At 48.7% G+C, this 25,554-nt stretch carries 26 protein-coding genes; 18 read left to right on the top strand and 8 right to left on the bottom strand.

What is annotated here, in order from left to right; all coding sequences use genetic code 11:
* Window positions 1-127 precede the first annotated feature (127 nt).
* Together ffh and FTT68_RS00390 are read left to right on the top strand one after the other, a co-directional pair.
* Window positions 128-1,537 (top strand): signal recognition particle protein, encoded by a 1,410-nt coding sequence (gene ffh / locus FTT68_RS00385; RefSeq protein ID WP_005175901.1) that lies wholly within the window; start codon window positions 128-130, stop codon window positions 1,535-1,537.
* A gap of 171 nt (window positions 1,538-1,708) precedes the next feature.
* Complete coding sequence (locus FTT68_RS00390; RefSeq protein ID WP_005175903.1) at window positions 1,709-2,275, top strand: alpha/beta hydrolase; 567 nt, start codon at window positions 1,709-1,711, stop codon at window positions 2,273-2,275.
* Here FTT68_RS00390 and FTT68_RS00395 read toward each other — a convergent pair.
* Both FTT68_RS00395 and FTT68_RS00400 read right to left on the bottom strand, forming a co-directional pair.
* On the bottom strand, window positions 2,262-3,020 hold the full coding sequence (locus FTT68_RS00395) for a type III pantothenate kinase (RefSeq protein ID WP_016659855.1): 759 nt from the start codon (window positions 3,018-3,020) through the stop codon (window positions 2,262-2,264). The genes FTT68_RS00390 and FTT68_RS00395 overlap by 14 nt on opposite strands.
* Window positions 3,021-3,029: 9 nt before the next feature.
* Window positions 3,030-3,788, bottom strand: a complete 759-nt coding sequence (locus tag FTT68_RS00400) for a biotin--[acetyl-CoA-carboxylase] ligase (protein WP_016659856.1) — start codon at window positions 3,786-3,788, stop codon at window positions 3,030-3,032.
* 29 nt (window positions 3,789-3,817) lie between these two features.
* Here FTT68_RS00400 and FTT68_RS00405 point away from each other — a divergent pair, with 29 nt between their 5' ends.
* The 11 genes from FTT68_RS00405 (at window position 3,818) to bioD (ending at window position 17,769) form a co-directional block, all read left to right on the top strand.
* The gene (locus FTT68_RS00405; protein WP_180083604.1) at window positions 3,818-4,627 is read left to right on the top strand and encodes a sulfite exporter TauE/SafE family protein; all 810 of its coding nucleotides are present in this window, start codon (window positions 3,818-3,820) and stop codon (window positions 4,625-4,627) included.
* 148 nt (window positions 4,628-4,775) lie between these two features.
* The gene (locus FTT68_RS00410; RefSeq protein ID WP_180083607.1) at window positions 4,776-5,471 is read left to right on the top strand and encodes a GntR family transcriptional regulator; all 696 of its coding nucleotides are present in this window, start codon (window positions 4,776-4,778) and stop codon (window positions 5,469-5,471) included.
* 10 nt (window positions 5,472-5,481) lie between these two features.
* Window positions 5,482-8,934 (top strand): chromosome segregation protein SMC, encoded by a 3,453-nt coding sequence (gene smc / locus FTT68_RS00415; RefSeq protein WP_180057518.1) that lies wholly within the window; start codon window positions 5,482-5,484, stop codon window positions 8,932-8,934.
* Window position 8,935: 1 nt separating this feature from the next.
* Entirely contained in the window at window positions 8,936-10,024 is a 1,089-nt protein-coding gene (locus tag FTT68_RS00420; RefSeq protein ID WP_160241558.1) for a cell division protein ZipA C-terminal FtsZ-binding domain-containing protein, read from the top strand.
* Window positions 10,025-10,117: 93 nt separating this feature from the next.
* Window positions 10,118-12,157 (top strand): NAD-dependent DNA ligase LigA, encoded by a 2,040-nt coding sequence (gene ligA / locus FTT68_RS00425; RefSeq protein ID WP_104495122.1) that lies wholly within the window; start codon window positions 10,118-10,120, stop codon window positions 12,155-12,157.
* Between the two features lie 346 nt (window positions 12,158-12,503).
* The gene (gene bfr, locus FTT68_RS00430) at window positions 12,504-12,968 is read left to right on the top strand and encodes a bacterioferritin (RefSeq protein ID WP_005175934.1); all 465 of its coding nucleotides are present in this window, start codon (window positions 12,504-12,506) and stop codon (window positions 12,966-12,968) included.
* Window positions 12,969-13,091: 123 nt separating this feature from the next.
* Window positions 13,092-13,811, top strand: coding sequence for an alpha/beta fold hydrolase (locus FTT68_RS00435; RefSeq protein WP_016659861.1), 720 nt, complete (start codon window positions 13,092-13,094; stop codon window positions 13,809-13,811).
* Between the two features lie 97 nt (window positions 13,812-13,908).
* On the top strand, window positions 13,909-15,192 hold the full coding sequence (gene bioA / locus FTT68_RS00440; RefSeq protein ID WP_180057505.1) for an adenosylmethionine--8-amino-7-oxononanoate transaminase: 1,284 nt from the start codon (window positions 13,909-13,911) through the stop codon (window positions 15,190-15,192).
* The gene (locus FTT68_RS00445; protein ID WP_180057502.1) at window positions 15,189-16,343 is read left to right on the top strand and encodes an 8-amino-7-oxononanoate synthase; all 1,155 of its coding nucleotides are present in this window, start codon (window positions 15,189-15,191) and stop codon (window positions 16,341-16,343) included. Before bioA ends, FTT68_RS00445 begins: the two co-directional genes overlap by 4 nt.
* Entirely contained in the window at window positions 16,325-17,128 is an 804-nt protein-coding gene (gene bioC, locus FTT68_RS00450; protein ID WP_253586879.1) for a malonyl-ACP O-methyltransferase BioC, read from the top strand. The genes FTT68_RS00445 and bioC overlap by 19 nt, the downstream gene beginning before the upstream one ends.
* On the top strand, window positions 17,128-17,769 hold the full coding sequence (gene bioD / locus FTT68_RS00455; protein WP_005175948.1) for a dethiobiotin synthase: 642 nt from the start codon (window positions 17,128-17,130) through the stop codon (window positions 17,767-17,769). Before bioC ends, bioD begins: the two co-directional genes overlap by 1 nt.
* 49 nt (window positions 17,770-17,818) lie before the next feature.
* Here the strand turns inward: bioD and rluB are convergent, their stop codons facing one another.
* From rluB to FTT68_RS00485, 6 genes are all read right to left on the bottom strand, one after another.
* Entirely contained in the window at window positions 17,819-18,859 is a 1,041-nt protein-coding gene (gene rluB / locus FTT68_RS00460; protein WP_005175954.1) for a 23S rRNA pseudouridine(2605) synthase RluB, read from the bottom strand.
* 41 nt (window positions 18,860-18,900) lie between these two features.
* On the bottom strand, window positions 18,901-19,467 hold the full coding sequence (gene scpB, locus FTT68_RS00465; RefSeq protein ID WP_370459243.1) for an SMC-Scp complex subunit ScpB: 567 nt from the start codon (window positions 19,465-19,467) through the stop codon (window positions 18,901-18,903).
* Between the two features lie 20 nt (window positions 19,468-19,487).
* Window positions 19,488-20,282: a ScpA family protein gene (locus FTT68_RS00470; RefSeq protein WP_016659867.1), complete on the bottom strand. Its 795-nt coding sequence runs from the start codon at window positions 20,280-20,282 to the stop codon at window positions 19,488-19,490.
* Between the two features lie 268 nt (window positions 20,283-20,550).
* Window positions 20,551-20,832 carry a hypothetical protein gene (locus tag FTT68_RS00475; protein ID WP_160241554.1) on the bottom strand — a complete coding sequence of 94 codons (282 nt, stop codon included), beginning with the start codon at window positions 20,830-20,832 and terminating at the stop codon, window positions 20,551-20,553.
* Between the two features lie 32 nt (window positions 20,833-20,864).
* Window positions 20,865-21,482 (bottom strand): L-threonylcarbamoyladenylate synthase, encoded by a 618-nt coding sequence (locus FTT68_RS00480; protein ID WP_180057499.1) that lies wholly within the window; start codon window positions 21,480-21,482, stop codon window positions 20,865-20,867.
* A gap of 84 nt (window positions 21,483-21,566) precedes the next feature.
* Window positions 21,567-22,229, bottom strand: coding sequence for an elongation factor P hydroxylase (locus FTT68_RS00485; protein WP_180083610.1), 663 nt, complete (start codon window positions 22,227-22,229; stop codon window positions 21,567-21,569).
* Between the two features lie 97 nt (window positions 22,230-22,326).
* Between FTT68_RS00485 and FTT68_RS00490 the strand changes: the two genes are divergently transcribed.
* The 5 genes from FTT68_RS00490 to acpP all read left to right on the top strand — a co-directional run bounded on the left by FTT68_RS00490 (window position 22,327) and on the right by acpP (window position 25,367).
* Window positions 22,327-22,884, top strand: coding sequence for a DUF177 domain-containing protein (locus FTT68_RS00490; protein WP_005175975.1), 558 nt, complete (start codon window positions 22,327-22,329; stop codon window positions 22,882-22,884).
* A 76-nt stretch (window positions 22,885-22,960) separates the two neighbouring features.
* A complete protein-coding gene (gene rpmF / locus FTT68_RS00495) occupies window positions 22,961-23,146 on the top strand; it encodes a 50S ribosomal protein L32 (protein ID WP_005175977.1) in 186 nt (61 codons plus the stop codon).
* Between the two features lie 192 nt (window positions 23,147-23,338).
* Entirely contained in the window at window positions 23,339-24,316 is a 978-nt protein-coding gene (gene fabD, locus FTT68_RS00500) for an ACP S-malonyltransferase (RefSeq protein ID WP_075167567.1), read from the top strand.
* The gene (gene fabG, locus FTT68_RS00505) at window positions 24,313-25,047 is read left to right on the top strand and encodes a 3-oxoacyl-ACP reductase FabG (protein ID WP_045796367.1); all 735 of its coding nucleotides are present in this window, start codon (window positions 24,313-24,315) and stop codon (window positions 25,045-25,047) included. Before fabD ends, fabG begins: the two co-directional genes overlap by 4 nt.
* An 83-nt stretch (window positions 25,048-25,130) precedes the next feature.
* Window positions 25,131-25,367, top strand: a complete 237-nt coding sequence (gene acpP, locus FTT68_RS00510; protein WP_001279871.1) for an acyl carrier protein — start codon at window positions 25,131-25,133, stop codon at window positions 25,365-25,367.
* Window positions 25,368-25,554 lie beyond the last annotated feature (187 nt).

Raw genomic sequence — 25,554 nt, forward strand, 5'->3', positions numbered from 1 at the left:
TTCAGGATGATGAATATTCATTTATATAAATTCGATGCGAACTACAGTATCCTATAGCATCTTATGCATAAATTTTCTATTTTAAGAAACATTTTTTTGCTGATGGCTATTTTAAGCGGATTTTGCAATGTTTGATACCTTAACAGAACGACTCACGCAGAGTTTAAGAAATGTTACTGGCTCAGGGCAGCTAACCGAAGACAATATTAAAGATACGTTACGTGAAGTACGTATGGCACTTCTTGAAGCCGATGTGGCGTTACCTGTAACTCGTGAATTCATCGCGAAAGTTAAGGAAGAGGCATTAGGTCAGGAAGTGATGACACAGTTATCACCGGGCCAGGCATTCGTTAAAATCGTTTATGACGAATTAACCAAAATGATGGGCGAGGCCAACGAGAGCCTTGACCTTGCGGCAAAACCACCAGTGGTGGTGCTTCTGGCCGGTTTGCAGGGTGCGGGTAAAACTACCACGGCAGCCAAGCTGGCGCGTTTCTTACAGGAACGTCAAAAGAAAAAAGTGGCAATGGTGTCTGCCGACGTCTATCGTCCAGCGGCAATTAAACAGCTGCAAACAGTGGCCGGGGATGTCGGTGCGATTTTCCTGGAATCGAATGCCAATGAACGCCCGATTGATATTGCCAATCGTGCCATTGAGCAGGCAAAAATCCAGTTTGCTGATGTGTTAATTGTCGATACTGCCGGTCGTCTGCATGTCGATGATGACATGATGGACGAAATTAAAGCGCTGCATGCAGCGATTAACCCGACTGAAACCCTGTTCGTGGTTGATGCCATGACCGGTCAGGATGCGGCCAATACTGCCAAAGCCTTTAATGATGCCTTGCCATTAACCGGTGTCATTCTCACCAAAACGGATGGTGATGCGCGTGGTGGTGCGGCGCTGTCGGTGCGTGCCATTACTGGCAAGCCAATCAAATTCCTGGGGATGGGTGAAAAACTCGATGCCCTCGAGCCATTCCATCCGGAACGTGTGGCACAGCGTATTCTGGGCATGGGTGATGTGCTTTCTCTGGTCGAAGAAGTTGAACGCAAAATCGACAAAGAAAAAGCCGAAAAAATGGCGAAAAAACTGCAAAAAGGCGGCAGCTTCAACTTTGAAGACATGCTGATGCAGTTTGAGCAAATGAATAAAATGGGCGGTATGATGGGCTTCCTGGACAAGCTGCCGGGCATGAGTAACTCTGGTATTCAGGATGCGATTGCACAGGCGAACCCAGAGAAGCAGGTGAAAAAGATGGAAGCCATCATCCAGTCGATGACCGTCAAAGAACGCCGTAATCCGGACCTGATGAACCCAAGCCGTAAAAAACGTATTGCGGCCGGTTGTGGTATGGATGTGTCTGAAGTCAATAAACTGATTAAACAGCATGCGCAAATGGCCAAAATGATGAAGAAATTTGCCAATCCATCAGGTATGGCAAAAATGATGAAATCATTGGGCAATCTGCAAAAGCAGTTTGGCGGTGGTGGCGGTATGGGTCCGCTGTTCGGTGGTAAAGAACCGAAAAAATAAGGGATTCAAAACAACAAGGCGCCGGGTGCGCCTTTTTGTTGCTCTCCATTTTTAAGTCATTCAAGCGAACGTGCTGCGGTGATCTTTAAGAAAACCCAACAGACGCTTACCCGAAAGCCGCGCTGTTTCGGGCACACTGATGTGCATCAGGAACGAACAGCGAGCACAACAATGGCACAAATTTATGTGGTACATGGTTATACCGCCAGTCCGGATGAAAACTGGTTTCCCTGGATTCAGGAATATGCCGACCAGCAAAAAGCCAGTCTGAAAGTGTTAAGACTCGATCCATCGCCAACGCCAACTCTGGAAGTGTGGAAGCGGCAAATGGATGAGCAGATCGATGAGATTGACGAAAATACCATTTTCATTGCCCATAGTCTGGGCTGTATTGCCACTTTGCACTTTCTGACCAAGAAACTGAAAACCCAGAAAATTAAACAGGTGGTGCTGGTGGCCGGCTTTAATGGCCGTTTGGGCCGGCTGGACGAGGTCAATCCTTTTATTGATGCCTGTAAAATTGATTTTGACTTGCTAAAACGCCAGATTGCGCATCGGGTGGTGATTTACTCAGCTGGCGATGACCGGGTGCTGCCAAAATTTAGTCTGGAGCAGGCGCGCAGTTTGGATGCCAAAGCCATTGAGGCACAGCATCAAGGCCATTTTATTGACTCTCAAGGCTGTACCGAACTGGTGGAAGTCTGGCAGGCGATACTGCCTCATATTATTGTGGAATAAGCGGTGTGGACTCATTGGCTGTGGAATAATGCTGGATATAGCGCTGCAAACCTTTCAGCAATAAGTCCTGTTCGACTAAGGGCTGGTAATGCTGCAGGAATTTGGCAAACAGCGGCGCATCCCCCCCAGTCAGCACCAGTTGCCGCGGGGATTGCTGCATGACATATTCAATACTGCTGAGCAGCCCCAGTAAAATGCCATGATGCACGGCATCCAGGGTATTGGTGCCGGGGCTTAAGTCATCAAAGGCTGCTTCCGGAATCCGGATGCCTTTGGTGTGCTGAATTAACGAATCACGCTGCAAATATAGGTTGGGCAGAATATAACCTCCCAGATGCTGATGGCCTTGAGTCAGGTCAATGGTCAGCGCGGTGCCGCAGCTAATCACACATAAATCTTTATCGGCTTCAGCTACGGCCAGTACCTGCAGCCAGCGGTCAATCCCCAGCTGCTGAATATCATAGCCGCAGCTCAGGCCGGCATATTCGGCCTGTACCCGTGCAAAAATCACCGGAATATTCAGGAATTTTAAAATCTGCTGAATCCGTTCATTATTTTTCTGGTCCTGTACCGAAGATACCCCGACATGGGTCAGGTTCAGGCTTTTAAAATGCTGGATCAGGCCCAGCAGTAAATCGGCCGGAGATTGCAGATGCAGTTCAGCGGCATGTTCTACAATCTGCTGATGTTCGGTAATCCAGTATTTGAGCCGGGTATTGCCAATATCTAACCATAAATTTTTCATGTGCTGCGCTCACTGTCCCGGCATTTGCGGGCGTAAACGGCCCTGATAAAACACTTCAACGCCAGAGGCGGTTTCAATCTGAATCGCACCATCATCCTGAATGCCTAAAAACAGCCCCTGGGCCACTCCGCCATGATGTTCAAATTCTACCGGCTGTTGCTGAAAAGCGGCATGATGATTAAAACGTGAAGCCAGTTGATAGCTGTTATGGTTAAACCATTCTTGCGCCTGCTGAATGGCCAGATACAACTCGGCAATCAGCTGAATCCGGGAAATATCATTTAGACCCAATTCGGCCAGAGAGGTGGCATGCTGATCAATCTGCTCGGCCGGAATTGGCGCCAGATTAATCCCCACCCCGACAATGACCTGCTGGGTCGACAGGGGCTCAATCAGAATACCGCCCCATTTGCCTTGCGGGCTATATAAATCATTCGGCCATTTTACCTGCAGGTTCAGCTTGCGCAGGCTGGGCATCTGCAAAATATTTAAGGCAATTTCCAGGGCTAAACGGCCATCTACGGGTGTTCGTAAATTTAGCAATGTGCTTAAATAGACGTTTCCTTCTGGGGACACCCATTGCCGTTGGCGTTGTCCTCTGCCTTGTGTTTGTCGGGCGCTACAGACCAGAACGCTCTGTATTCCTTTTTGAGCAATCTCGCGTACATCATCATTGGTTGATGTAGTCACAGGTTTTAAAATGAGGACTTCAGGAAGCTGTCCGGCTTCGCTGAGCTGTTGTTGTAACTGTCGAGTCTCTACATCCATATGAATCTGAGAATAGTGGAATATAATTTATGGAGTTAATCATATATTTACTGATTGGCGCAATTGCCGGATTTGCTGCAGGTCTGTTCGGGGTGGGCGGTGGCTTAATTATTGTGCCAATTTTGTACATTGTATTTACCCAGCTGAATTATGATCCTAGCGTGATTATGCATATGGCGGTCGGGACTTCACTGGCGACCATTATCGTAACTTCCATCAGTTCGGTCACGGCGCACCATAAAAAAGGTGCGGTGATGTGGAATGTGTTTCGCAATTTGGCACCCGGCCTAATTCTGGGTGCATTTTTTGGCGCCGGGATTGCCGATTTAATGTCGGGGCAGGGCTTGCAGCTGGTAATTGGTTTCTTTGCGGTGTGGGTGGCCTATCGCATGTTCCGCGGTTCAAATACCCCGGTTGATCCTTCACGTCAGTTGCCTTCAACCGGTGCGCAAATACTGGCCGGTGGCGGAATTGGGATTGCCTCGGCCATTTTCGGGATTGGCGGCGGCAGCTTAACCGTACCGTTCCTGAACCGTTGTGGTGTGGTGATGCAAAAAGCAGTTGCCACTTCTGCAGCCTGTGGCTTGCCGATTGCTATTGCCGGCGCTCTGGGTTTTGTCTGGTTTGGCCAGCAGTCTGAGGTGGGCGTGCCGAATACCTGGGGCTATGTACATTTATATGCCTTTATTGGCATTAGCGTGATGAGCTTTATGACCGCCAAGCTTGGCGCAAAAGTTGCACATATTTTGTCACCGGCCATGCTAAAAAAATGTTTTTCAGGTTTGTTGACCACCGTCGGTCTGTATTTTATTTACCAAGGCTTTAGCGCTTATTTTTAAGCGCCCGAGAGTGTGGTTAAAAGTTGGCTATAGTGACAGAAAATTGTCGGACAATGTCATGGAAATTTGGTCGCTAAGCCAGTAAAAAAGACAACAAGAAAGACCCGCTGCAACTGCGCGCATGGTATAAAAATAACACAGGAACAGTATGCAACAACAAGCAACAGACAGTCTATCTGAACAGATTGCAAAACATATCGGCGAGCAGATTATTAGTGGCGAGCTGGTAGAGGGCGAGCGTATTCAGGAACTGCGTATTGCCAAAGAGCTGGATGTCAGTCGCGGTTCGGTGCGTGAGGCACTGCTGCTGTTGGAACGTACCCATCTGATTGAAATTTTTCCGCGGCGCGGCGCGATTGTATCGGAAATGTCGGCCCAGCAGGTGCGCGCCCTGTTTGATACCTGCAGTCTGCTGCTGGGGCAGATTGTACAGCGCATTGCGGAAACCTGGCGTCATCATGAAATTGAACAGCTGCAAAAGCTGATGGAGCAGATTGAGGCCGAATACCGGCAGGGTCATACCGAAAAATTTTATGACCTAATTTTCCAAACCCTGGCCCAGCAGCAGGATATGGTGGCCAATCTGTACCTGATGAAATTCTATCAAGAGTTGCTGCCGTCGTTACGGCGCAGCTATTTTTTAACCCTGAATACGTCACGTCGGGAGTTACAGGAATCGTTTGATCTATTTAAACTGGTAATTGATGCAATTTTAATCCGAAAATCACAACAAGCCTCTTTATTTATGGATGATTTTTGTCGACACTTGCGCAATCTGGTGTTGGAATCTCTGACCCGTATGAAACAAATTGAACTGGCCTGGGCACGCCGCTCACGCCGTTGATCGGGACATTATGCGTTTAAGCAGCTTAAAACTTTCCGGCTTTAAATCTTTTGCCGATAGTACCACCTTACATTTTAAAGCCAACCGGACGGCCGTGGTCGGCCCCAATGGCTGTGGCAAGTCTAATGTGATTGATGCCATTCGCTGGGTCATGGGTGAATCCAGCGCGCGTCAGCTGCGTGGCGGCAGCATGCAGGATGTGATTTTTACCGGGACCGCCAAGCGTAAACCGGTGGGCATGGCCAGTGTCGAACTGCGCTTTGACAATACCTATGGCAAGCTGGGTGGCGCTTATAACGCCTATACCGAACTGGCGGTGCGTCGTCAGGTCAACCGCGATGGCAAGTCAGAATATTTTTTAAATGGCACCAAATGCCGGCGCCGTGATATTACCGATATTTTCCTTGGCACCGGTCTGGGGCCGCGCTCCTATGCCATTATCGAACAGGGCATGATTAACCGTCTGGTCGATGCCAAACCGGAAGAGATGCGGGTATTTATTGAAGAAGCGGCCGGGGTATCGCGTTATCAGGCCCGTCGCCGTGAAACTATGCTGCATCTGGACCATACCAGCCAGAATTTATCGCGGCTGGAAGATATTGCCAGCGAACTGAAAGGCCAGCTCAAAACCCTAAAACGCCAGTCGGAAACTGCGCTGCAGTACAAGACTTTAGAAAGCCAGATTCGCAGCATTAAAATTGAAATTTTATCGTTCCAATGCGAGCAGAGCAGTCGTTTGCAGCAGGAATACACTGTGCAGATGACCGAACTGGGCGAACAGTTCAAGTTGACCCGTTCCGAGCTAAGCACGCTGGAACATGATTTGGGCAATACCAGTGAGCTGTTCCAGCGTCTGATTCAGCAGTCGACACCATTACAGAATGAATGGCAGCAGGCCGAAAAGAAACTGGCTGAGCTGAAAATGACTCTGGAGCAGAAACAGTCGCTGGTCCAGCAAAACAGCAGTACGCTGGCGCAATTACAGGAACAGAAAGCCCAGACCAAAGAACGTCTGCAGCTGATTGATCTGCAGCTAGAAACAGTACTCAGCCAGCAGGAACAGTATACCGAGCAACTGCAACAGGCCGAGCAAAGCACGCAAGAGCAGGCACAGGCTGTGCAGCAGCTCAAAGCCCAGCAGCAACAGGTGCAGCAGCAGTTTGAGCAGATTAAGGCGCAGGTGGAAAAACAGCAGCAGCAAAAACTGCAAATGCTGGCCCAGAGCGAACAGTTGCTAAAAAATATCAGCCGGATTGAACAGCAAAAAGACACCTTGCAGCAGCAGAGCAGCTCGCTGCAAAGTCAGGCCCAGCAAGATGAAATCGAACAGCTGAACCAGGACAAAGCTCAGTTAAGCCAGCAGCTGGCCGAACTGGAGCAGCAGATTCAGGCGCAACAGCAGCAGCTGCAACAGGCACACAGCCTGCTGAATCAGCATAAAAATAGCAGTACTGAACTGAAATCGGAAATTCAGGTGCTCCAGGCCGAGCAGAAAAACCTGAATCAGCTACTGATTAAAAACAGCCCCAAACAGCAGTTACAGCACACCGCCTTAATGCAGGTGCTAACCCTGAACGATGCTGCCAAACCACATGCGGCATTAATTGAGAAGTTTCTGGCCAAATGGCTGAATGCGCAAATGCTTGATGCAGATGACAACTTTCAGGACAGTCTGGCACGCCAGTTAAAACCTGCTGCCCAGCACGCACCGATTCAGCTGGCAAATTTAAGCTGTCTGGCGGACTGGATTGAATCGCCATCTTCTTCTTTATGGCAACAGGTGGCACTGGCTGATGATTTAGCGCAGGCGCTGCAATTACAGCCAAAGTTACAGGCTGGGCAGAGCATTCTAACCCTAGATGGCTATCAGGTCGGGCCGGACTGGGTCATTGGTTTACTGTTTGATGAAGCCTCACTATCGGCGCAGGGGGCTTTAAGCCATCGCATCCGTCTGGAAGAAATTGATGGGCTACTGAGTCAGAAACAGGCCGAGTTGCAACAGGCCGAACAGGACTTTAACATCAGCCAACAGCAGTGCCAGCAGCTGCAGCAACAGCTTCATGAACAACAGGCGCAGCTGAAACAGCAGCAGCAGGCATTGCAGGCACTGGATCTGCAGATTGCCAAAATCCAGAGCGCCGCGCAGGCCTTTGCCGTGCAGAAGCAGCAATTACAGCATCAGCTGCAGCAACTGGAGGAGCAGCTGGAAGAAGATGCCATGCAAAAAGATGATCTGGAGATTGATCTGCATGCGCTGAGTCTCAAGTTGGAACAGGCGCTGCCAAACTATAAAACCCTGCAATTCCAGCTGGAAGAATTAACGGCACAACTGGAGCAGGCGCAGCAGCTATATCAGCAACAGCAGCAGGAACTGGAACTGTTAAGACGCCAGTCGGTGCAGGCCACACAGCAGCTGGAACTGCTGGAAAAAGATGGTGGTTTTTTAAAGACCCAGCATCAGCAGATTGCAGCACAAATGGAGCAGGCGAAAAAGTTTGTCGATCCGGTGCAGCTGGAATTGCCGGCACTAGCCAGCCAGTTTGCCGAGCAGCAGCAGCAGACGGAAAAACTGCAACAGACCTGGAATGAATGGCAGCTGGAACTGAACCAGATTCAGAGCAAACAGCAGCAGCTGACCGAGCAGCGCCATCAACAGCAGCAGCAGGATGAAAAACTGCGTAGCCAGCTGGAAGAAAAACGTCTGGCTTGGCAAGCGGCCAAATCTGACTTGCAGCATTATTCCGAACAGCTGAAAGCCTTAAACAGCGAGCTGATTCCGGGGCTGAACATTGATGTAACGGCCCATCAGCAGCAGCTGGAAAAAGCCCAGGCGCAGTTTGATAAATTGGGTGCGGTGAATCTGGCGGCTTCAGAAGAATATGAAGAAGTTTCAGCCCGTTATGCCGAACTGAGCCATCAGATTGAAGATCTGGAAAAAACCGTGGCCCAGTTACAGGCGGCCATGAAAAGTATTGATCAGGAAACGCGCAAGCTGTTTATGACCACCTTTGACCAGATTAATACCGAACTGCAGGCGCTGTTTCCCAAAGTGTTTAATGGTGGTGAAGCCAGTTTAAGTCTTGAAGATGACTGGCAATCGGGTGTAAAACTAATGGCAAGACCACCGGGTAAACGCAACAGCTCACTGGCGCTGTTGTCGGGTGGAGAAAAAGCACTGACCGCACTGGCACTGGTCTTTGCCATTTTCCGTTTAAATCCGGCACCGTTTTGTGTGCTGGATGAAGTCGATGCACCGCTGGATGATGCCAATGTCGGACGTTTCTGTAACCTGGTCCAGGAACTGTCCGAACAGGTGCAATTTATATATATCACACATAACAAGCTGGCAATGACGATGGCAACCGATTTATTAGGTGTTACTATGCCTGAACCGGGAACATCAAAATTAGTCAGCGTAAATCTAGAAGATGCTACAGAATACGGTCTAGTCGCGGAGGCATAACATGGAAATCACCACAATCATTGGGATTATTATCGCGCTCATTATTATGGGTTTCGGTTTAAGAATGATCCTGAAAAAACCGGCCGATGCAGCACCTTCGCTGGACTCCGAGCTGCAGGTCAATGCCGATAGCCAGCAGCCGATCATTCCGCGTCATGTCCGTCATCAGTTGCAGACTGAACCGGCCCAGCGCGTAGAACCGACGTTAGGCGATGCCGATCTTGCTGCCGTCGAGCCAAACAGCAAAATTGAGCCACAGGCCATGACTGAAACGCAGCTGACTGAGCCGAACGAAACAGCGCAGGCGAAAACTGAAGCGCAGGCCGTAGCATCTGTAGATGCTGAACCTGCAGCCAAAAATGAGGTAGAAGCAAAGGCAGAAAATCTGGCAGAACAGGCTTCTACCGAAACCACCCAGACTGATGCATCTACTACCGCTGCCGTGACTGCTGTAGCTCATGCTGCTGCATCTGTGCCTGAATCAGCATCGACTGAACAGACTCAAGCTGTGGTAGATACCGAAAAAGCGGAAACTGTGCCGGCTGAATTTAGCCTCAACAGCCAGATTGAAAAAGCCGATATTCGTGAATTTGAAGAAGAAAGCAGTATTCTGGATGCGCATCTGCATGAACAGCAACTGGTAGATGATGAAAGCGCCCTGGCCACTGCAGAATCATTTATTGCCCTGAATATTTTCCCGGAACGCCGGATTTTATCGGGGGAGAAAACCCTTAAAGTGCTGCTTAAATACGGTCTGCGCTTTGGTGAAATGTCCTGCTTCCACCGTTATAACGAAGATGGTTCCAAACTGCTGTTCTCGGTGCTGCAAATTACTGACAATGGTGCCGACGGTTTTGATCTGGAAACCCTGTCGAATGAACAGGTTAAAGGTCTGGCCTTTTTCCTGGCCCTGCCACATAGCGATGTGCAAAATGCCTTTGATACCATGATCAGCATTTCCGGTCTGATTGCCCGTGAAATTGATGGCACTGTATATGACCAGAACCATCTGGAACTAACCCCGCAATTACGCGAACACTGGCGTCATCAGGCGATTGATTATCGCGCAGGTCAGGCTTCGCTGGCATAACTGAATTGAAACCACAGCCTCCGGTTTCTATAATACGGCCAAGCGACAAAATTTTTTAAGGGCGGGATCACCGCCCTTTTTTATGGTGAACATATGACTCAACATGCAGATGTGGTGGCGCAAATGCGCCAATTGATCCAGATTTTAGCCCAGCATAATCATGCCTATTATGTCTTGGATCAGCCCGTTATTGCAGACAGTGAGTATGATCAGCTGTTTCATCAACTTAAAGCCTTAGAACAACAATATCCCGATCTGATTCAGGCCGATACCCCAACCAATAAAGTCGGTGGACAACCTTTAAGCAAATTTGAAAGCGTCACCCATGCGGTACCAATGCTGTCATTAGGTAACGTATTTAACCAGGATGAACTGTTTGCCTTTGCCCGCCGCGCCGAAGAGCGTTTACCCAACCAGACCATTCAATATGATGTCGAGCTGAAATTTGATGGGCTGGCGATTTCCTTGTGGTATGCCAATGGCGTGCTGGTGCGCGGCGTGACCCGCGGCGATGGCGAAACCGGTGAAGATATTACTCACAATGTTAAAACCATTCGCAACCTGCCGAAAATCTTATCTTCAGCGGAGTACAGCATTCCGGAGTTTCTGGAAGTGCGCGGTGAAGTGCTGATGCCCAAATCGGGTTTTGAAAAACTCAATGCCGCTAATCTGGCCAAAGGCGAAAAGACCTTTGCCAATCCGCGTAATGCTGCGGCCGGCAGCTTGCGCCAGCTGGATCCGAAAATTGCGGCCTCACGTCCACTGGCGTTTTATGCCTATGGCATTGCCCAGTGCGTGCCGCATCATGGCCTGAACACCATGTCCGAAAGCCTGGACTGGTTACATCAGCTTGGTTTTGCTGTGGGTGAGCGTCATTTTGTTTGTGACAGCATTCAGGCCGTGCAAGAAGTCTATGAGCAGATCAATCAGGAACGCTCGCAGCTGAGTGTTGAAATTGACGGCATGGTAATTAAAGTCAATGACCTGAAACAGCAGCAGCAGCTTGGCTTTTTAAGCCGCGAACCGCGCTGGGCCACTGCTTATAAATTCCCGGCAGTCGCCGCGCTGACTACAGTTGAAAATATTCACTGGCAGGTAGGCCGTACCGGTACTTTGACCCCGGTGGCGCGCCTGAATCCGGTGGCAGTGGGTGGGGTGACAGTGTCTAATGTCACCTTGCACAATATTGGTGAAATCCATCGTCTAGATGTGCGGATTGGCGATACGGTCAGTGTCTATCGCAGCGGCGATGTGATTCCGAAAGTTGAAAAAGTCTGGCCGGAATTTCGTCCGGCGGAGGCTGAAACCGTACAGCTACCTGCCTGCTGTCCGGTGTGTGATTCGCCGGTGGTGATGCCGGAAGGCGAAGCGTTGGCACGCTGTTCCGGTGGCCTGTACTGTGCAGCGCAGCGGATTGAGGCCATCCGTCACTTTGTTTCGCGTAAGGCCATGGATATTGAAGGTCTGGGTGATCGTTGGGTGGAATCATTACTGCATCTGAATCTGCTCAAAGATGTTTCGGACATTTACCATCTGCATGAACATCGTGAGGCCTTGCTCAAGATTGAAAAAATGGGCGAGAAGTCGGTACAAAACCTGCTCGATGCAATTGAACGCAGTAAAAAAACCACGCTGGGTGCCTTTATTTATGCCTTGGGGATTCGAGGTGTCGGCGAAACCACCGCGCGGATGCTGGCCAATACCTTCCAGACGCTGGATGCCTTACGTGTTGCCAATCTGGAGGCGCTCAAGAAAACCCCGGATGTCGGCGATATTACCGCAGAATGGATTCTGGACTTTTTCCAGGCACCGCATAACCTGGAAGTGCTGGACCGTTTACTGGCGGCCGGTATTCACTGGGATGCACCGCTGGCGCCGACCCGTCAGCCGTTAAATGGTGAAAGCTGGGTCATTACCGGTACTTTAAGCAAAATGGGCCGTGATGAAGCCACTCAAATGCTACAGGCGCTCGGCGCCCGGGTAAGTGGCAGTGTCTCCAGTAAAACCAAGTGTCTGGTGGCGGGTGAAAAAGCCGGTTCCAAACTGGAGAAGGCGGAGAAACTTGGTATTCCGGTCATGAATGAAGATCAGTTCCTGAGCCTGATGGCTGAATATGGCCAGACCCAGGGCTAACAGAACAACAGGCAACCGCTCTCTAGATTGAGCGGTTGCTGCCTGAATCTGGTGATAGATCAAAACAGAGAAAGCACAGCAGTAAAATCGTAAAAACCGCAGAAATAAGAACCGTTTTTGATAGTTACAAAATTCTAAATTTGCCGCTTTGTATGTTTGGGCTGATGAAAAATCAGACAAATGTGCGCAAGCAATTCTTTTTTATGTGGAAAAGTTTGAATCCAGAACTGTAAATGCACATGCTTCTCATTTTAATTATATAAAAATCATATATTTACACAAATTATCTTTTGCAACTTGGCTTGGCTTTCGCCATAATGAGCGTATTCGTAAGGGAGTAATGAAAATGCGTGGCAATCCAGAAGTCGTAGACTATTTAAATATGTTGATCGGTGGCGAACTGGCTGCTCGTGATCAATACCTGATTCACTCGCGTATGTATGAAGATTGGGGCCTGAGCAAGATTTATGAACGCATCGACCATGAGATGCAGGAAGAATCACAACATGCCGATGCCTTGATTCGCCGGGTTCTGTTCCTTGAAGGCACTCCGAATATGCAACGTGATGATATTGACGTCGGTACCGACGTGCTGTCCTGCTTAAAAGCCGATTTAAAGCTAGAGTATGAGGTACGTGAAAAACTGGCCCAAGGCGTCAAGCTGGCAGAAGACAAGGGCGATTACATCACCCGTGACATGCTGCGTCAGCAAATGTCAGATACCGAAGAAGACCATACTTACTGGCTGGAAAAACAGTTGCGTTTAATTGAACTCATTGGTTTGCAGAACTACATTCAATCGCAAATGTAAGCCCAACCCAACATTGACCCGGCACTGGCCGGGTTTTTTATGGCCGAGATTTGGCGATTTTGATGCAGTGCAGGCGTCGCTATTTTTACTATACTGCGACTAGATGGAAACAAGGACAGCACAATGCAGCAGCGTATACTTTTGATCACCGGATGGGGCGGAGGAACCGGCCTGTTACAGCCTGTACAACATAGCCTAATGCAACACGGCATTCAGGTCGATGTCCTGAACATTTTTAATGCGGCGGATCCGGTACAGTTCCAGCAGCAGCTGGAACGGGCCAAAGGCTATAGCGTGCTGATGGGCTGGTCTCTGGGTGGGCAGCTGGCAACCTTACTGGCCGATGCACTGGCGCAATCCGGACAGGCGCCGCAAGCGCTCATTACTTTGGCTTCGAATCCGTGTTTTGTTGCGCAAGACGCGTGGCCCCACGGGATGGTTCCCGAGACTTTTCAGCAGTTTAAACAGGGCTTTGCCAAAGATGCGGCCGCGACCTTAAAACGTTTTGGTTATCTGGTCTGTCAGGGTAGTGCCCAGAGCCGGCAGGATTTACAGAAATTACAAAGTTTAATCCAGCCGCAATCTCTAACCTTGTTAAAACAGGGATTAGCTTTGCTGGAACAGCTTAATCTGGTGACCATCTTAAAAAATTATCCGGCTCCACAATATCATTTGCTGGCACATGAAGATCAGCTGGTTCCTTGCCAAGTTGCAGAAGATTTACAGAATTTAGCTGCAACAAATCTTCAGGTGGAAGTGATTTCTGGCTCGCATGGCATCCCGTTGTTTGAAACAGATGTGGTTACACAGAAAATTATTGACTATTTAAAGCAACTCTCCTGACCCTTCAGCGGAAATGATAATTCCCGCAATTTCTTTTTCTGTGTGGCGGGAGTAAGATCGAGCTCATGCAGATTTTAAACCAGACAGGGAGTCCGGGATGACCGATTTATTTGACCAGCAACATCTTTGGCATCCTTATACTTCCATGACCCAGCCGCTGCCGACCTTCAAGGTAAAGCGGGCTTATGGTGCGACCATTGAACTCGCAGATGGCCGCTGTCTGATTGATGGCATGTCATCGTGGTGGTGTGCTATTCATGGCTATAACCATCCTGAACTGAATCAGGCTGTGACCGACCAGTTACAGCAGATGTCACATATCATGTTTGGCGGTCTGACCCATGATCCGGCCATTGAGCTGGGCAAATTACTGCTGCAAATTACTCCACCGAGTCTGGATAAGATTTTCTATGCCGATTCCGGTTCAGTGGCGGTTGAAGTCGCGTTAAAAATGGCGGTGCAGTACTGGACTGCGCAAGGCCAGCCACAAAAAACCAATTTTATTACTCCGCGTTCCGGCTACCATGGCGATACCTGGAATGCGATGTCGGTCTGCGATCCGGTCACTGGCATGCATCAGATTTTTGGTTCAAGTCTGCCGAATCGCTTATTTGTACAGGCACCACAAACCCGCTTTGATGAAGACTGGAACCCAGATGATATTGCCGATCTGGAACAGGCTTTGGCCCAGCATCAGCATACACTGGCCGCACTGATTCTAGAGCCGATTGTACAGGGCGCGGGCGGTATGCGCTTTTATCATCCTGAATATTTGCGTCAGGCCAAGCGTTTATGCGAGCAGTATGGTCTGCTGCTGATTTTTGATGAAATTGCCACCGGCTTTGGTCGTACCGGCAAGTTATTTGCTTGGGAACATGCCGGAGTGGAGCCGGATATCATGTGTATTGGCAAAGGACTGACGGGCGGTTATATGACCCTGTCGGCAACTTTAACCAGCAAGCAGGTGGCAGATACCATCAGTCAGGGGGAAGCTGGCGTATTTATGCATGGCCCGACTTTTATGGCCAATCCGCTGGCTTGTGCGGTGGCACTGAAAAGTACTCAAGTCTTGCTGGCGCAGGACTGGCAGGCCAAGATCCAGCAGATTGAACAGCAGCTGCAACAGGCTTTAACGCCACTGGCTCAGCTGAGCCATGTACAGGATGTGCGGGTGCTGGGCGCAATTGGGGTGGTTGAACTGACTACGCCAGTCGATATGCAAAGCCTGCAGCAGCAGTTTGTACAGCGGGGCATTTGGGTGCGGCCATTTGGCAAACTGGTTTATGTGATGCCGCCGTATGTGATTTCAGCAGATGAACTGCACTACTTGCTGACCCAGTTGACCGAGGTGGTTCGCCAGATGCAGGAGAATGCCGCATGAGTTTGCTCGACCATTATGCCCAGCAGCTGGAACAGTTAAAACGCACTGCCAATTTGCGCCAGTTTCAGTCCAATCTGCAACATGGCCGCACGATTCAGATTCACGGGCAGCGCATGCTGAATCTGTCTAGTAATGATTATCTGGGGCTGGCCAGCGATGTCAGCTTGCGTGAAGAATTTTTTGATTTAACTCCTGTCACCGAGCGCCGTATGAGCGCCTCATCGTCGCGTTTGCTGACCGGGAACTTCCCGGAATATGAGCAGCTGGAAACGAGTCTGAGTCAGGCCTTTGGCCGTGCCGCTTTGCTGTTTAACAGTGGCTACCATATGAATATCGGGATTTTACCGGCACTGGCCGACAGTAAAACCCTGATTCTGGCCGACAAGCTGGTCCATGCCAGCATGATTGATGGTATCCGTTTATCTTCTGCCAAGGCGGTGCGCTACCGGCATAATGATCTGGCGCATCTGGCCCGGCTGCTGGAACAGTATCATGACGATGCGCAAATTGAACGGATTATAGTCGTGACCGAATCCATTTTTAGTATGGATGGTGATGAAACCGATCTGGCGGCACTGGTGCAGTTAAAGCAGCGTTATCCGAAAGTGATGCTGTATGTTGATGAAGCACATGCCATTGGCGTACGTGGAGAGCGGGGGCTGGGCTGTGCAGAGCAGTATGCGGTGCTGGAGCAGATTGATTTTCTGGTGGGGACTTTTGGCAAGACCTTGGCCTCGGTCGGTGGATATCTGATTAGCCATCCGTTGATCCGTGACTATTTAATTAACCGCATGCGCCCGTTGATTTTCAGTACCGCGCAGCCGCCGCTGAATATGGCCTGGACCCGGTTTATGTTCCAGAAGATGTTGCAGATGCAAGCCCAGCGCCAGCATTTACAGCAGATCAGCCAGGAATTAAAAGTGCAGGTTGAAGCCAAAGGCTATGCCTGTCCATCGACCTCGCAGATTGTGCCGGTAATTCTGGGCGAATCGGAAAAAGCCGTACAAAAGGCACAGCAGCTACAGCAGGCTGGGTTTTATATCATGCCGGTACGTCCGCCGACCGTACCGCAAAACAGTTCACGGCTGAGGATTTGCCTGACCGCGCAGATTCAGTCCAGTGAGCTGGCGCAATGCGTGGCGCTGTTATGATGGACAAGTCAGCGATGTCTGTAAATAAATCGCAAGTGGCACGGCGTTTTGCCCAGGCGCATCACAGCTATTTGCAGCATGCGGTGATTCAGCAGCAGATTTGCCAGCAACTGGTTCGGCTGATGCAGTCACATCTAACCAGTCGAAAACTGGGACGGGTGTTTGAAATTGGCTGTGGTACGGGGGCTTTAACCCGTGCGCTGGAGCAGCACTTTCAGGTGCAGCAGTTGCTGCTCAATGACCTGTATCCGAAAGTCCAGCAGCAACCGTTTTCTACTTCCCGAACCGAATGGTGGATTGGCGATGCCGAGCAGATCGCTTTTCCAGAACAGCTGGATGTGCTGATTTCGAGTTCAGCCTTGCAATGGATGCAGAATCTGCAGCAGCTGTTTGCCAAAATCGCCCATGCTTTAAAGCCTTCGGGTTATTTATGTTTTTCTAGTTTTGGTCCGGACAATCTCAAGGAAATTAAAGCCCTGACCGGGCAGGGGCTGGATTATTTCAGCCTGCCGGAACTGCGCCGCTGTCTGGAGTCACAAGGCTTCGAAATTGTGTATTTGTCTGAAACTGTCAAAACCCTGGCTTTTGAACATCCACGTCAGGTATTGCAGCATTTAAAAGCCACCGGGGTCACGGGTACCGCTTCCGGGCACCGCTGGACCAAACACAGTTTGCAGCAGTTTTATCAGGCCTATCGGCAGTTTTCCCGGCTGAATGTGGCCGGCCAGCAGGAATATCTGCTCAGTTATCATCCGATTTATTGTATTGCACGGAGCACAGGCTAATGGCACAGATCTATTTTGTCAGTGGAATTGATACCGGAATTGGCAAAACCTATACCACCGGTTATCTGGCCAAGGTCTGGAGTGCTGAAGGGCAGCGAACCATTACCCAAAAGCTGATTCAGACTGGCAATACTGATATTTCGGAAGATATCCAGCAACATCGGGAGATGATGGGCTGTGGCTGGTTGCCTGAAGATGACAGCAAACTGACCATGCCCGAAATTTTCACTTATCCAGCATCGCCGCATCTGGCCACCAAAATTGATGGCCGTGAGATTGATTTCAATAACATCCGCCAGGCGACAGAGCAACTGGCAGCGCGTTTTGATGTGGTACTACTGGAAGGCGCTGGTGGCCTGATGGTGCCGCTCACCACGGAAATGTTAACGATTGATTATATTGCCGAGCAGCAGTATCCGGTGATTCTGGTCAGTTCAGGACGTCTGGGTAGCATTAACCATACCTTATTAAGTCTGGAAGCGTTGATGGCGCGAGGGCTGTCGCTGTATGCGCTGGCCTATAACCTGAAAGATGAATCACAAGATCCGCTGATTTCTAAAGATACCGCTGAGTATTTAAAAACCTATTTGGCTCGGCATTTTCCAGAGGCAAAATGGATTGAGATTCCAGTTTTGGATTAAAACTGTGATAAAAAAAGCCACTCAATTGAGTGGCTTTTTGCTAGGCAGCTTAAAACTTTCTAAAGCTTTTGTTGCCAAATGGTTTGCGTGGCGCATGTTCATCACGCTCTTGACGGCCAAAGCTGTTGCCATTTGGGTTATCACGGCGGGCAAAGTGTGTGCCATTCTGGTTTTCACGACGTTCACGATTGCCAAAGTTATCATCACGCGGGCCGCGGGTTGAAGACGTTGGCGCTGCTTCATTGTCACGGCGCTGCTGACGCAAGAAACCACCGCGACGCGCTGCCATCGGTTTTTCCTGCATACGTTCATTACGGCGTTTAGCCATACCGTACAGACCGGTTCCCTGACGTGGTTTCAGCTCAACCGCTTTGGTCAGGTTGTCGATGTCATTCTTGTCCAGTTCCATCCAGCGGCCAGTACGCAGTTCACGTGGCAGAATCACGGTACCATAACGGGTACGTAGCAGGCGGCTAACTTTTAAGCCCTGAGATTCGAAAATACGACGTACTTCGCGGTTACGACCTTCTTTTACCACCACCTGATACCAGCGGTTGATACCATCACCACCAATTTCAGAGAAGGATTCAAACTTGGCCGGGCCATCATCCAGTACCACACCACGCAGCATGTTGTTACGGATTTGTGGCGTGACTTCACCCATTACACGGACCGCATATTCACGCTCAATTTCATTGGATGGATGCATCAGGCGGTTTGCCAGTTCGCCATCATTGGTGAACAGTAACAGACCGGTCGAGTTGATATCCAGACGGCCGACCATGACCCAGCGATCATTGGCGATTGATGGTAAATGATCAAATACGGTCGGGCGTTGTTCCGGATCGTTACGTGAACAGATTTCACCTTCCGGTTTGTAGTAAATCAGCACACGGCGACGGATTTCATCTTCAATCTGGAAGCTGACTTTACGACCATCGATACGAAGCTCATCGCCTGGTTCAATACGCTCACCCACCTGGGCCACTTGGCCATTGACACTTACACGACCAGCGGCAATGACTTCTTCCATATAACGGCGAGAACCCAAACCAACGCGTGCCAGTACCTTTTGCAATTTTTCACTCATGACAGCATAACCTTAGAAATTATCATCAACAGTTCACCTATTCACGATCTCGGTGCCTGGGCATCGAGGTGCATGAAAGCTTCCTTGGCATCCTGCAGGGGAGGCAATTGACCGACAGAGGTCAGGCCAAATGCATTTAAAAATTGTGGCGTTGTGACTAACAACGCGGGTCTTCCAGGGAGTTCCCGGAAACCGGATTCCTTAATCCAGTTCCAGTCAAACAACGTTCTGAGAATCTGACTGTTGTTTGATACTCCGCGAATCTGTTCAATATCTGCTCGGGTCACCGGTTGATGGTAAGCAATCACAGCCAGTGTTTCGAGTAAAGACGGGGATAAACGGGTTGGTCGTTCCGGCCAGGCCTGTGCAATCAGGGTACGATATTTGGCCCGTACCTGAAAACGGAAACCTTGCGCAGTTTCAACCAGTTCAATAGACCGGCCATGTTGCAGCATGGCCAGTTGTTGTAAAAAGACTTTTAATTCTGCCTTACTATAGCGTGCCTGAAATGCTTCTTTCAGACGTGCCAGCGATACCGGTGCATCACTGGCAAAAATAATGGCTTCTAGCTGCATCAGCACTTCATGATGCTGTTCATCACTGGACATGTTAAGGGTTTGCTCTGACATTAGGCCTGTGCTCCCTGAATGGCCAGCGGTGCTTCGACACCACTGGCAACAATTGCCACTTTTTGCTGGCGGGTCAGTTCCAGAATCGCCATAAACGTTACCACCATGCCCATACGGCCCTGACTCGGCTTGAGCAGCTCGGCAAACGCTAGCACTTCACCGCTTTGCAGCTTTGCTTCAATATAGGCAATCCGTTCTTCCAGTAACACCGGTTCCTGCTGAATTTGGTGAATCACCGGTTCAGGGCGATTAAATACACAAAATAGCGCATCACGTAACAGGCTGGCCTCATGACCCTCATTACTATACGCCACTTGGCCCAGGCTGACATGGGTATTAAAGGTATCACGCTCTAACACCGGCATTTGCCCCAGACGTTCAGCCGCCTGTTTAATACGTAAATAATTTTCCAGCCGGTCAATCAGTTCCTGCTTCGGATCTTTTTCCAGCTCGCTGATGGCTTTGGGTTTCGGCAGCAGCAAACGCGATTTTAAATCGGCCAGCAGGGCAGCCATCACCATATAATCTGCGGTCAGCTCAATATTCAGGGATTTCATCGCATCCATATAAGCCAAATACTGAGAGGCAATCGGTGCGATATCAACCTGTAGCAGGTCAAAGCCGTTTTTTTGAATCAGGTAAATCAGAAAGTCGAGCGGGCCTTCGAAATGCTCTAACAGAATTTCAAATGCTGCAGGAGGAATATATAAATCCTCAGGAATCGTCTCTTGCCACTCATCCAAAACGCGGATGTGCGGGACTTGGTCCATAGCAGGATGCACAGATTGATTCATTACAGTTTTAGGCCACGCGAATTTTCAAAGGCATGAAAAGAGCTTTACATTCGATCTCACATCGAAAAGAAAGCATGGGGTTAATTGCGCGTAGTTTAATGGAAATTGACCATGAAATAAATTACCCAAATGACTAAAAGCGAAAAAAAGCAAAAGTAGATGGCAATTCTGCAGCGAAAAAGCAGGAAAAATCACGTTCAATACAGTAGAAGATATGGCCTAAAAGCGCATACAGATAAGGGTTTTAGCAAGAAAAACTCACCTCAGATCAAACACGTGATAAAGCGGACTGCTCAAGCTGTTCCAGCAGTTGCTGACACATTTCACGGCTGCACAGGTTTTGGTGGCCTAATCTTAAGGACAGGATATAGGCCTCTTCAACACTCGACAGCAGATGATACACCTGCTGTCCGATAGAGAGCACGGCAGCCGGGTTGGGTATTGCATCCAGCAGTAGAACCTCAGCTTCCAGAGACCAGGGTTGGGTCGCATAGATTAGCTGGCTTTTTGGAAACTCGCGCAGATTCAGCAACAGATAAAATAAATCCATACCGTTTCCTCCTGAGGTGGCGCTGAGCGCCGTTATTCAAACGCACTCACATCACCAATACCACGACGGATAATTTCCGGCTGGTCACCAGATAAATCGACAATACTGGTGGTGGCTAAAGTCCCCAGGCCACTATTAATAAACACATCAATTCGTTTACCAAGCTGCATTTCAATATCATAAGGATCATCCAGTGGATCATCCTGCCCCGGTAAAATCAGGGTGGAGGTCAAGAGCGGTTCATCCAGCTCTTTCAGTAACATTTGGCAAACCGGATTGCTCGGAATACGCAGGCCAATGGTTTTCTTTTTCGGGTGCATCAGACGGCGCGGCACTTCACTGGTGGCCGGTAAAATAAAAGTGGTTACTGCCGGGGTATTGTTTTTTAGCAGGCGATACATGGCATTATCGACCTTGGCATAAGTGGCAATATCGGACAGGTCACAACATAAAATTGCATATTGATGTTTAGGGCCAAGACCACGAATCTGGGCAATCCGTTCCATAGCCGCTTTATTCCCGATCTGGCAGCCAATGGCATAGGCTGCATCGGTAGGATAGACCACCACATCGCCGGCACGAATCCGTTCTACTGCCTGACTAATTAAACGGGGCTGAGGATTTTCAGGATGAACTCTTAAATGCAGCATATTCTTTTCTCCTGATCTGATGATGATTCGCTTTTCAGACCATTGTACAAAGCTCTGTATATCCAGAGCGTTGATTTATGTAATTTAATCAAGCATTTCTCTTGAAAACTCATCGCTATGTAAGCTTTTGCCATGCCGGGTACATAAACAGATACAGTCAATAAAGCGTTTGGCATCGCGTGGCAGTTTGGCTTCACCACGAAAATAACGCTGTACCTGGGCATAAACATTGTCTTTAAAGCAGGCACCATCGCCGCCTTCACCGGTCAGGTTATCTAAAGAAACCCGGAATTTGCGTCCAAATGCAGTGGCAAACATCCATTCAATCGCTTGCGGCCTGATTTCGACCTGCTCAAACAGGGCCTGCTGCTCAGCCGTGCGGCCATCGGGGGCATACCAGTAGCCTAAATCGGGCTGTTTACGGCGTTCCTCACCGGCAATGGTCCAGTGACTGATTTCATGCAGGGCACTGTTAAAGAAACCATGCGCAAACTGGATGCGAGCAGGGGTGTCTGCGGTGGCGGGAAAATACTCCGGTTCAAAATCACCACGCACCAGGTTGACATTGTGGTGGGAAAACCAGTGATTAAAGTGTAAGATGAGCCAATCGACGTATTCTGATTCTGTCGATAATTTCAACCAGTCCGAGAGTTGCACTTGGTCAGGTGAAATGTCAGAATCGAGCGTTGAAAGTGTGCTAACGAGTGATGAAACATTCACTTCTGTTTGCGGCTGCAACAGATGCATGACTTAATTTACCCAATTGGTCTGTCTAAATAAGTACAAAATTGTATCTTAATCTTTGACAGAGTACTGATGAATTTGTAGAATTGCCGCCTTAATTATGTCAGCAAATACCTTTCCGGCACAGATTGAGCCGTTTAAATGGGCTGAACAGGGCTTTACATGGTCAGGTACCCTGCCATTGTCTCGCTTTGCTCGTATTGCTCGTGAAGCTGTTGGATCAATTGATGATCAATTGATTAACATAGACTGTAAGCTATCAATGGATGCCTATCATCGCATTGCATGGCTAGATGGTCACGTTGAAACACAAGTTCCAATGGAATGCCAGCGCTGTCTGGATACCGTGGAAATTGACCTTGTTTTAGACTTCCATTTAGCGCTTGTAGATGATGAGTCACTGATAGAGCGCTTGGATGAGGATGCTGATTTCATTGTTCTGGGTGAAAGTGAAGCAACCAGCAAAGGTGATTATGATTCACCGGCGACGGCTGATTTACTCGCACTTATAGAAGATGAACTGTTATTGTTGCTGCCTTTGTCGCCTAAGCATGACGCTTGCGAACACAAGCATCAACCTGCCGTTCAGAACGATGTCGAAGAAAAACGGGATAATCCGTTTGATGTTTTGGCAAGTTTGAAGGGTAAACTTAACTAAAAATTATGTTATAATTTTGCGTTAAGACAACTGAATTTGTTCTGATCCATTTTTTCGATCTTTGTAAGGAGCCATCATGGCCGTTCAGCAAAACCGTAAAAGTCGCTCTCGCCGTGACATGCGCCGTTCACATGACGCTTTAACCGAGAATGCATTAACTGTAGACCAAGCTACTGGTGAAACTCATCGTCGTCACCACGTATCTAAAGATGGTATCTACCGTGGTCGTCAATTATTCGCTAAAGCAGCTGATGCTGAATAATTGTTGACAAGCATTAAGCGTCAAGCTTAGTGGAAAAAATGGGAGCGTAAGCTCCCTTTTTTTGTTGTTTTTCGCAATTACTTCACCCGAAAAATAGTGTTAAATTTTCGCACCAACGATCAGCTTACATAAAAAAGAACTGTTGAAGGGGCGTACCCTGTTTAAAACAGCTCTACACGAAAGGATTTTTATATGTCTGCTACACGATTCGAGCAAGCGACAAAAACTGCATTTGTGTTTCCTGGACAAGGTTCACAAAAAGTCGGCATGCTGGCAGAACTTGCAGAACAGTTTGCTGGTGTGCGTGAAACTTTTGCGGAAGCATCGGCCGCAATCGGTTTTGATTTATGGCACATTGCGCAAAGTGGTGAGGGTTTAGATCAAACAGAATTTACCCAGCCGGTTTTATTGACCGCCAGTATTGCATTGTGGCGTGTCTGGCTGGAGCTGGGTGGTGTAGCACCCAAATATCTGGCTGGCCACTCTCTGGGCGAATACAGCGCGCTGGTAGCGGCTGGTGCGTTATCACTGGGTGATGCCGTGAAGCTGGTCAATCTGCGTGGCAAACTCATGCAGTCGGCTGTGCCACAAGGCCAGGGCGCTATGGCGGCCATTTTGGGTCTGGAAGATGCCAAAGTGATTGAACTGTGTGCGCAAGCTACCGCACAAGGCACCGGTTCAGTTGAAGCAGCCAACTACAATGCCCAAGGTCAGGTGGTAGTTGCTGGCGATAAAGCAGCGGTAGATGCAGTCATCGCACTCGCCAAAGAAAATTCAGCCAAAGCTATTGCGCTTCCGGTGTCAGTGCCATCGCACTGTTCACTGATGAAACCGGCTGCAGAACAGTTCGCACAAGCTTTGGAACAAACTGCCATTGAGCTACCAAGCATTCCTGTAATACAAAATGTGGGCGCAGCTGTAGCAACTGATGTTGCTCAATTGCGTCAGGCTTTGACTGCTCAATTGTATCAGTCTGTGCAATGGACAAACACCATGCAGTACCTGCAAGACCAGGGCATTCAGTACATTGTTGAATGTGGTCCAGGGAATGTATTGGCGAACCTTGCAAAACGCTTACCTCACATAGAAAAAGCATTCCCGATTGACAGCAATAGTCGTCTGGAGGATGCCTTAAATGCCATTTTAGTGGCTGAAGGGAAAATTGCATGACACAAGAACGCAAAGTCGCATTGGTGACAGGTGCAAGCCGAGGGATTGGTGCAGCCATCGCTCAGCAGCTTATTCAAGACGGTTATTTTGTGGTTGGGACAGCAACTTCTGAAGCAGGTGCAGAAAAACTGAGTACAGGCTTTGGTGAACAGGGTGCGGGTAAAGTCCTGGATGTACGTAATGGCGAGGCAATTGATGCGCTCATTTCGGACATCGAACAAAACTATGGTCCGGTACTGGTCTTGGTGAACAACGCTGGTATTACCAAAGATAATTTGTTACTGCGTATGTCTGAAGATGACTGGGATGATATCCTCAACATCCATCTGAAAGCCGTTTACCGTTTGTCTAAACGTGTACTGAAAGGCATGACCAAAGCGCGTTTCGGTCGCATTATTAATATTAGTTCAGTGGTGGCACACTTTGCCAATCCGGGACAGGCCAACTACTCTGCGGCCAAAGCAGGGATTGAGGCATTTAGCCGCAGCCTGGCCAAGGAAATGGGCAGCCGTCAAATTACGGTTAACTCTGTTGCACCCGGTTTTATTGCAACAGAAATGACCGAACAGTTAAGTGAAGAAATTCGCAAAAAAATGAGTGAGCAAGTGGCATTAAACCGTTTAGGTGATCCACAAGATATCGCCAATGCAGTGAGTTTCTTGGCTTCTGACAAAGCAAGTTACATCACTGGTACAGTGTTACATGTAAATGGTGGTTTATACATGAATTAAGCTCATGTATAAACTTTCAAAAACTTATAGATTCAATTAAACTAACGGCATTAAAAACGCCACAAGCAATGAGGAGAATTCCTGTGAGCGATATCGAACAACGCGTTAAACAAGCGGTTGCTGAACAACTTGGTCTTAAAGCTGAAGAGATTAAAAACGAAGCATCTTTCATGGATGACTTAGGTGCAGACTCTCTGGACCTGGTTGAACTTGTAATGTCTTTCGAAAATGATTTCGACATCACAATTCCTGATGAAGATTCAAACGAAATTACAACTGTTCAATCTGCAATTGACTATGTGACTAAAAAACTTGGTTAATTAAAGATTTTTAGCAGATGCTAAGAAAAACCACCCTTTTGGGTGGTTTTTTTATGGCAGGCCGAAATTACATAAGCTTACTTTTATCTAACCAAGCGCAACGCTCTCCTGTGTATTTTTTCGTTATAAAAAGAAAGCACGCAATTCCAAATGATTGATAAAAATCAATTGCATCAAATAAAAGCTG

Origin of the sequence: Acinetobacter sp. Q85-2 (assembly GCF_013420555.1) — a bacterium.
GTDB classification, from domain to species: Bacteria; Pseudomonadota; Gammaproteobacteria; order Pseudomonadales; family Moraxellaceae; genus Acinetobacter; species Acinetobacter indicus.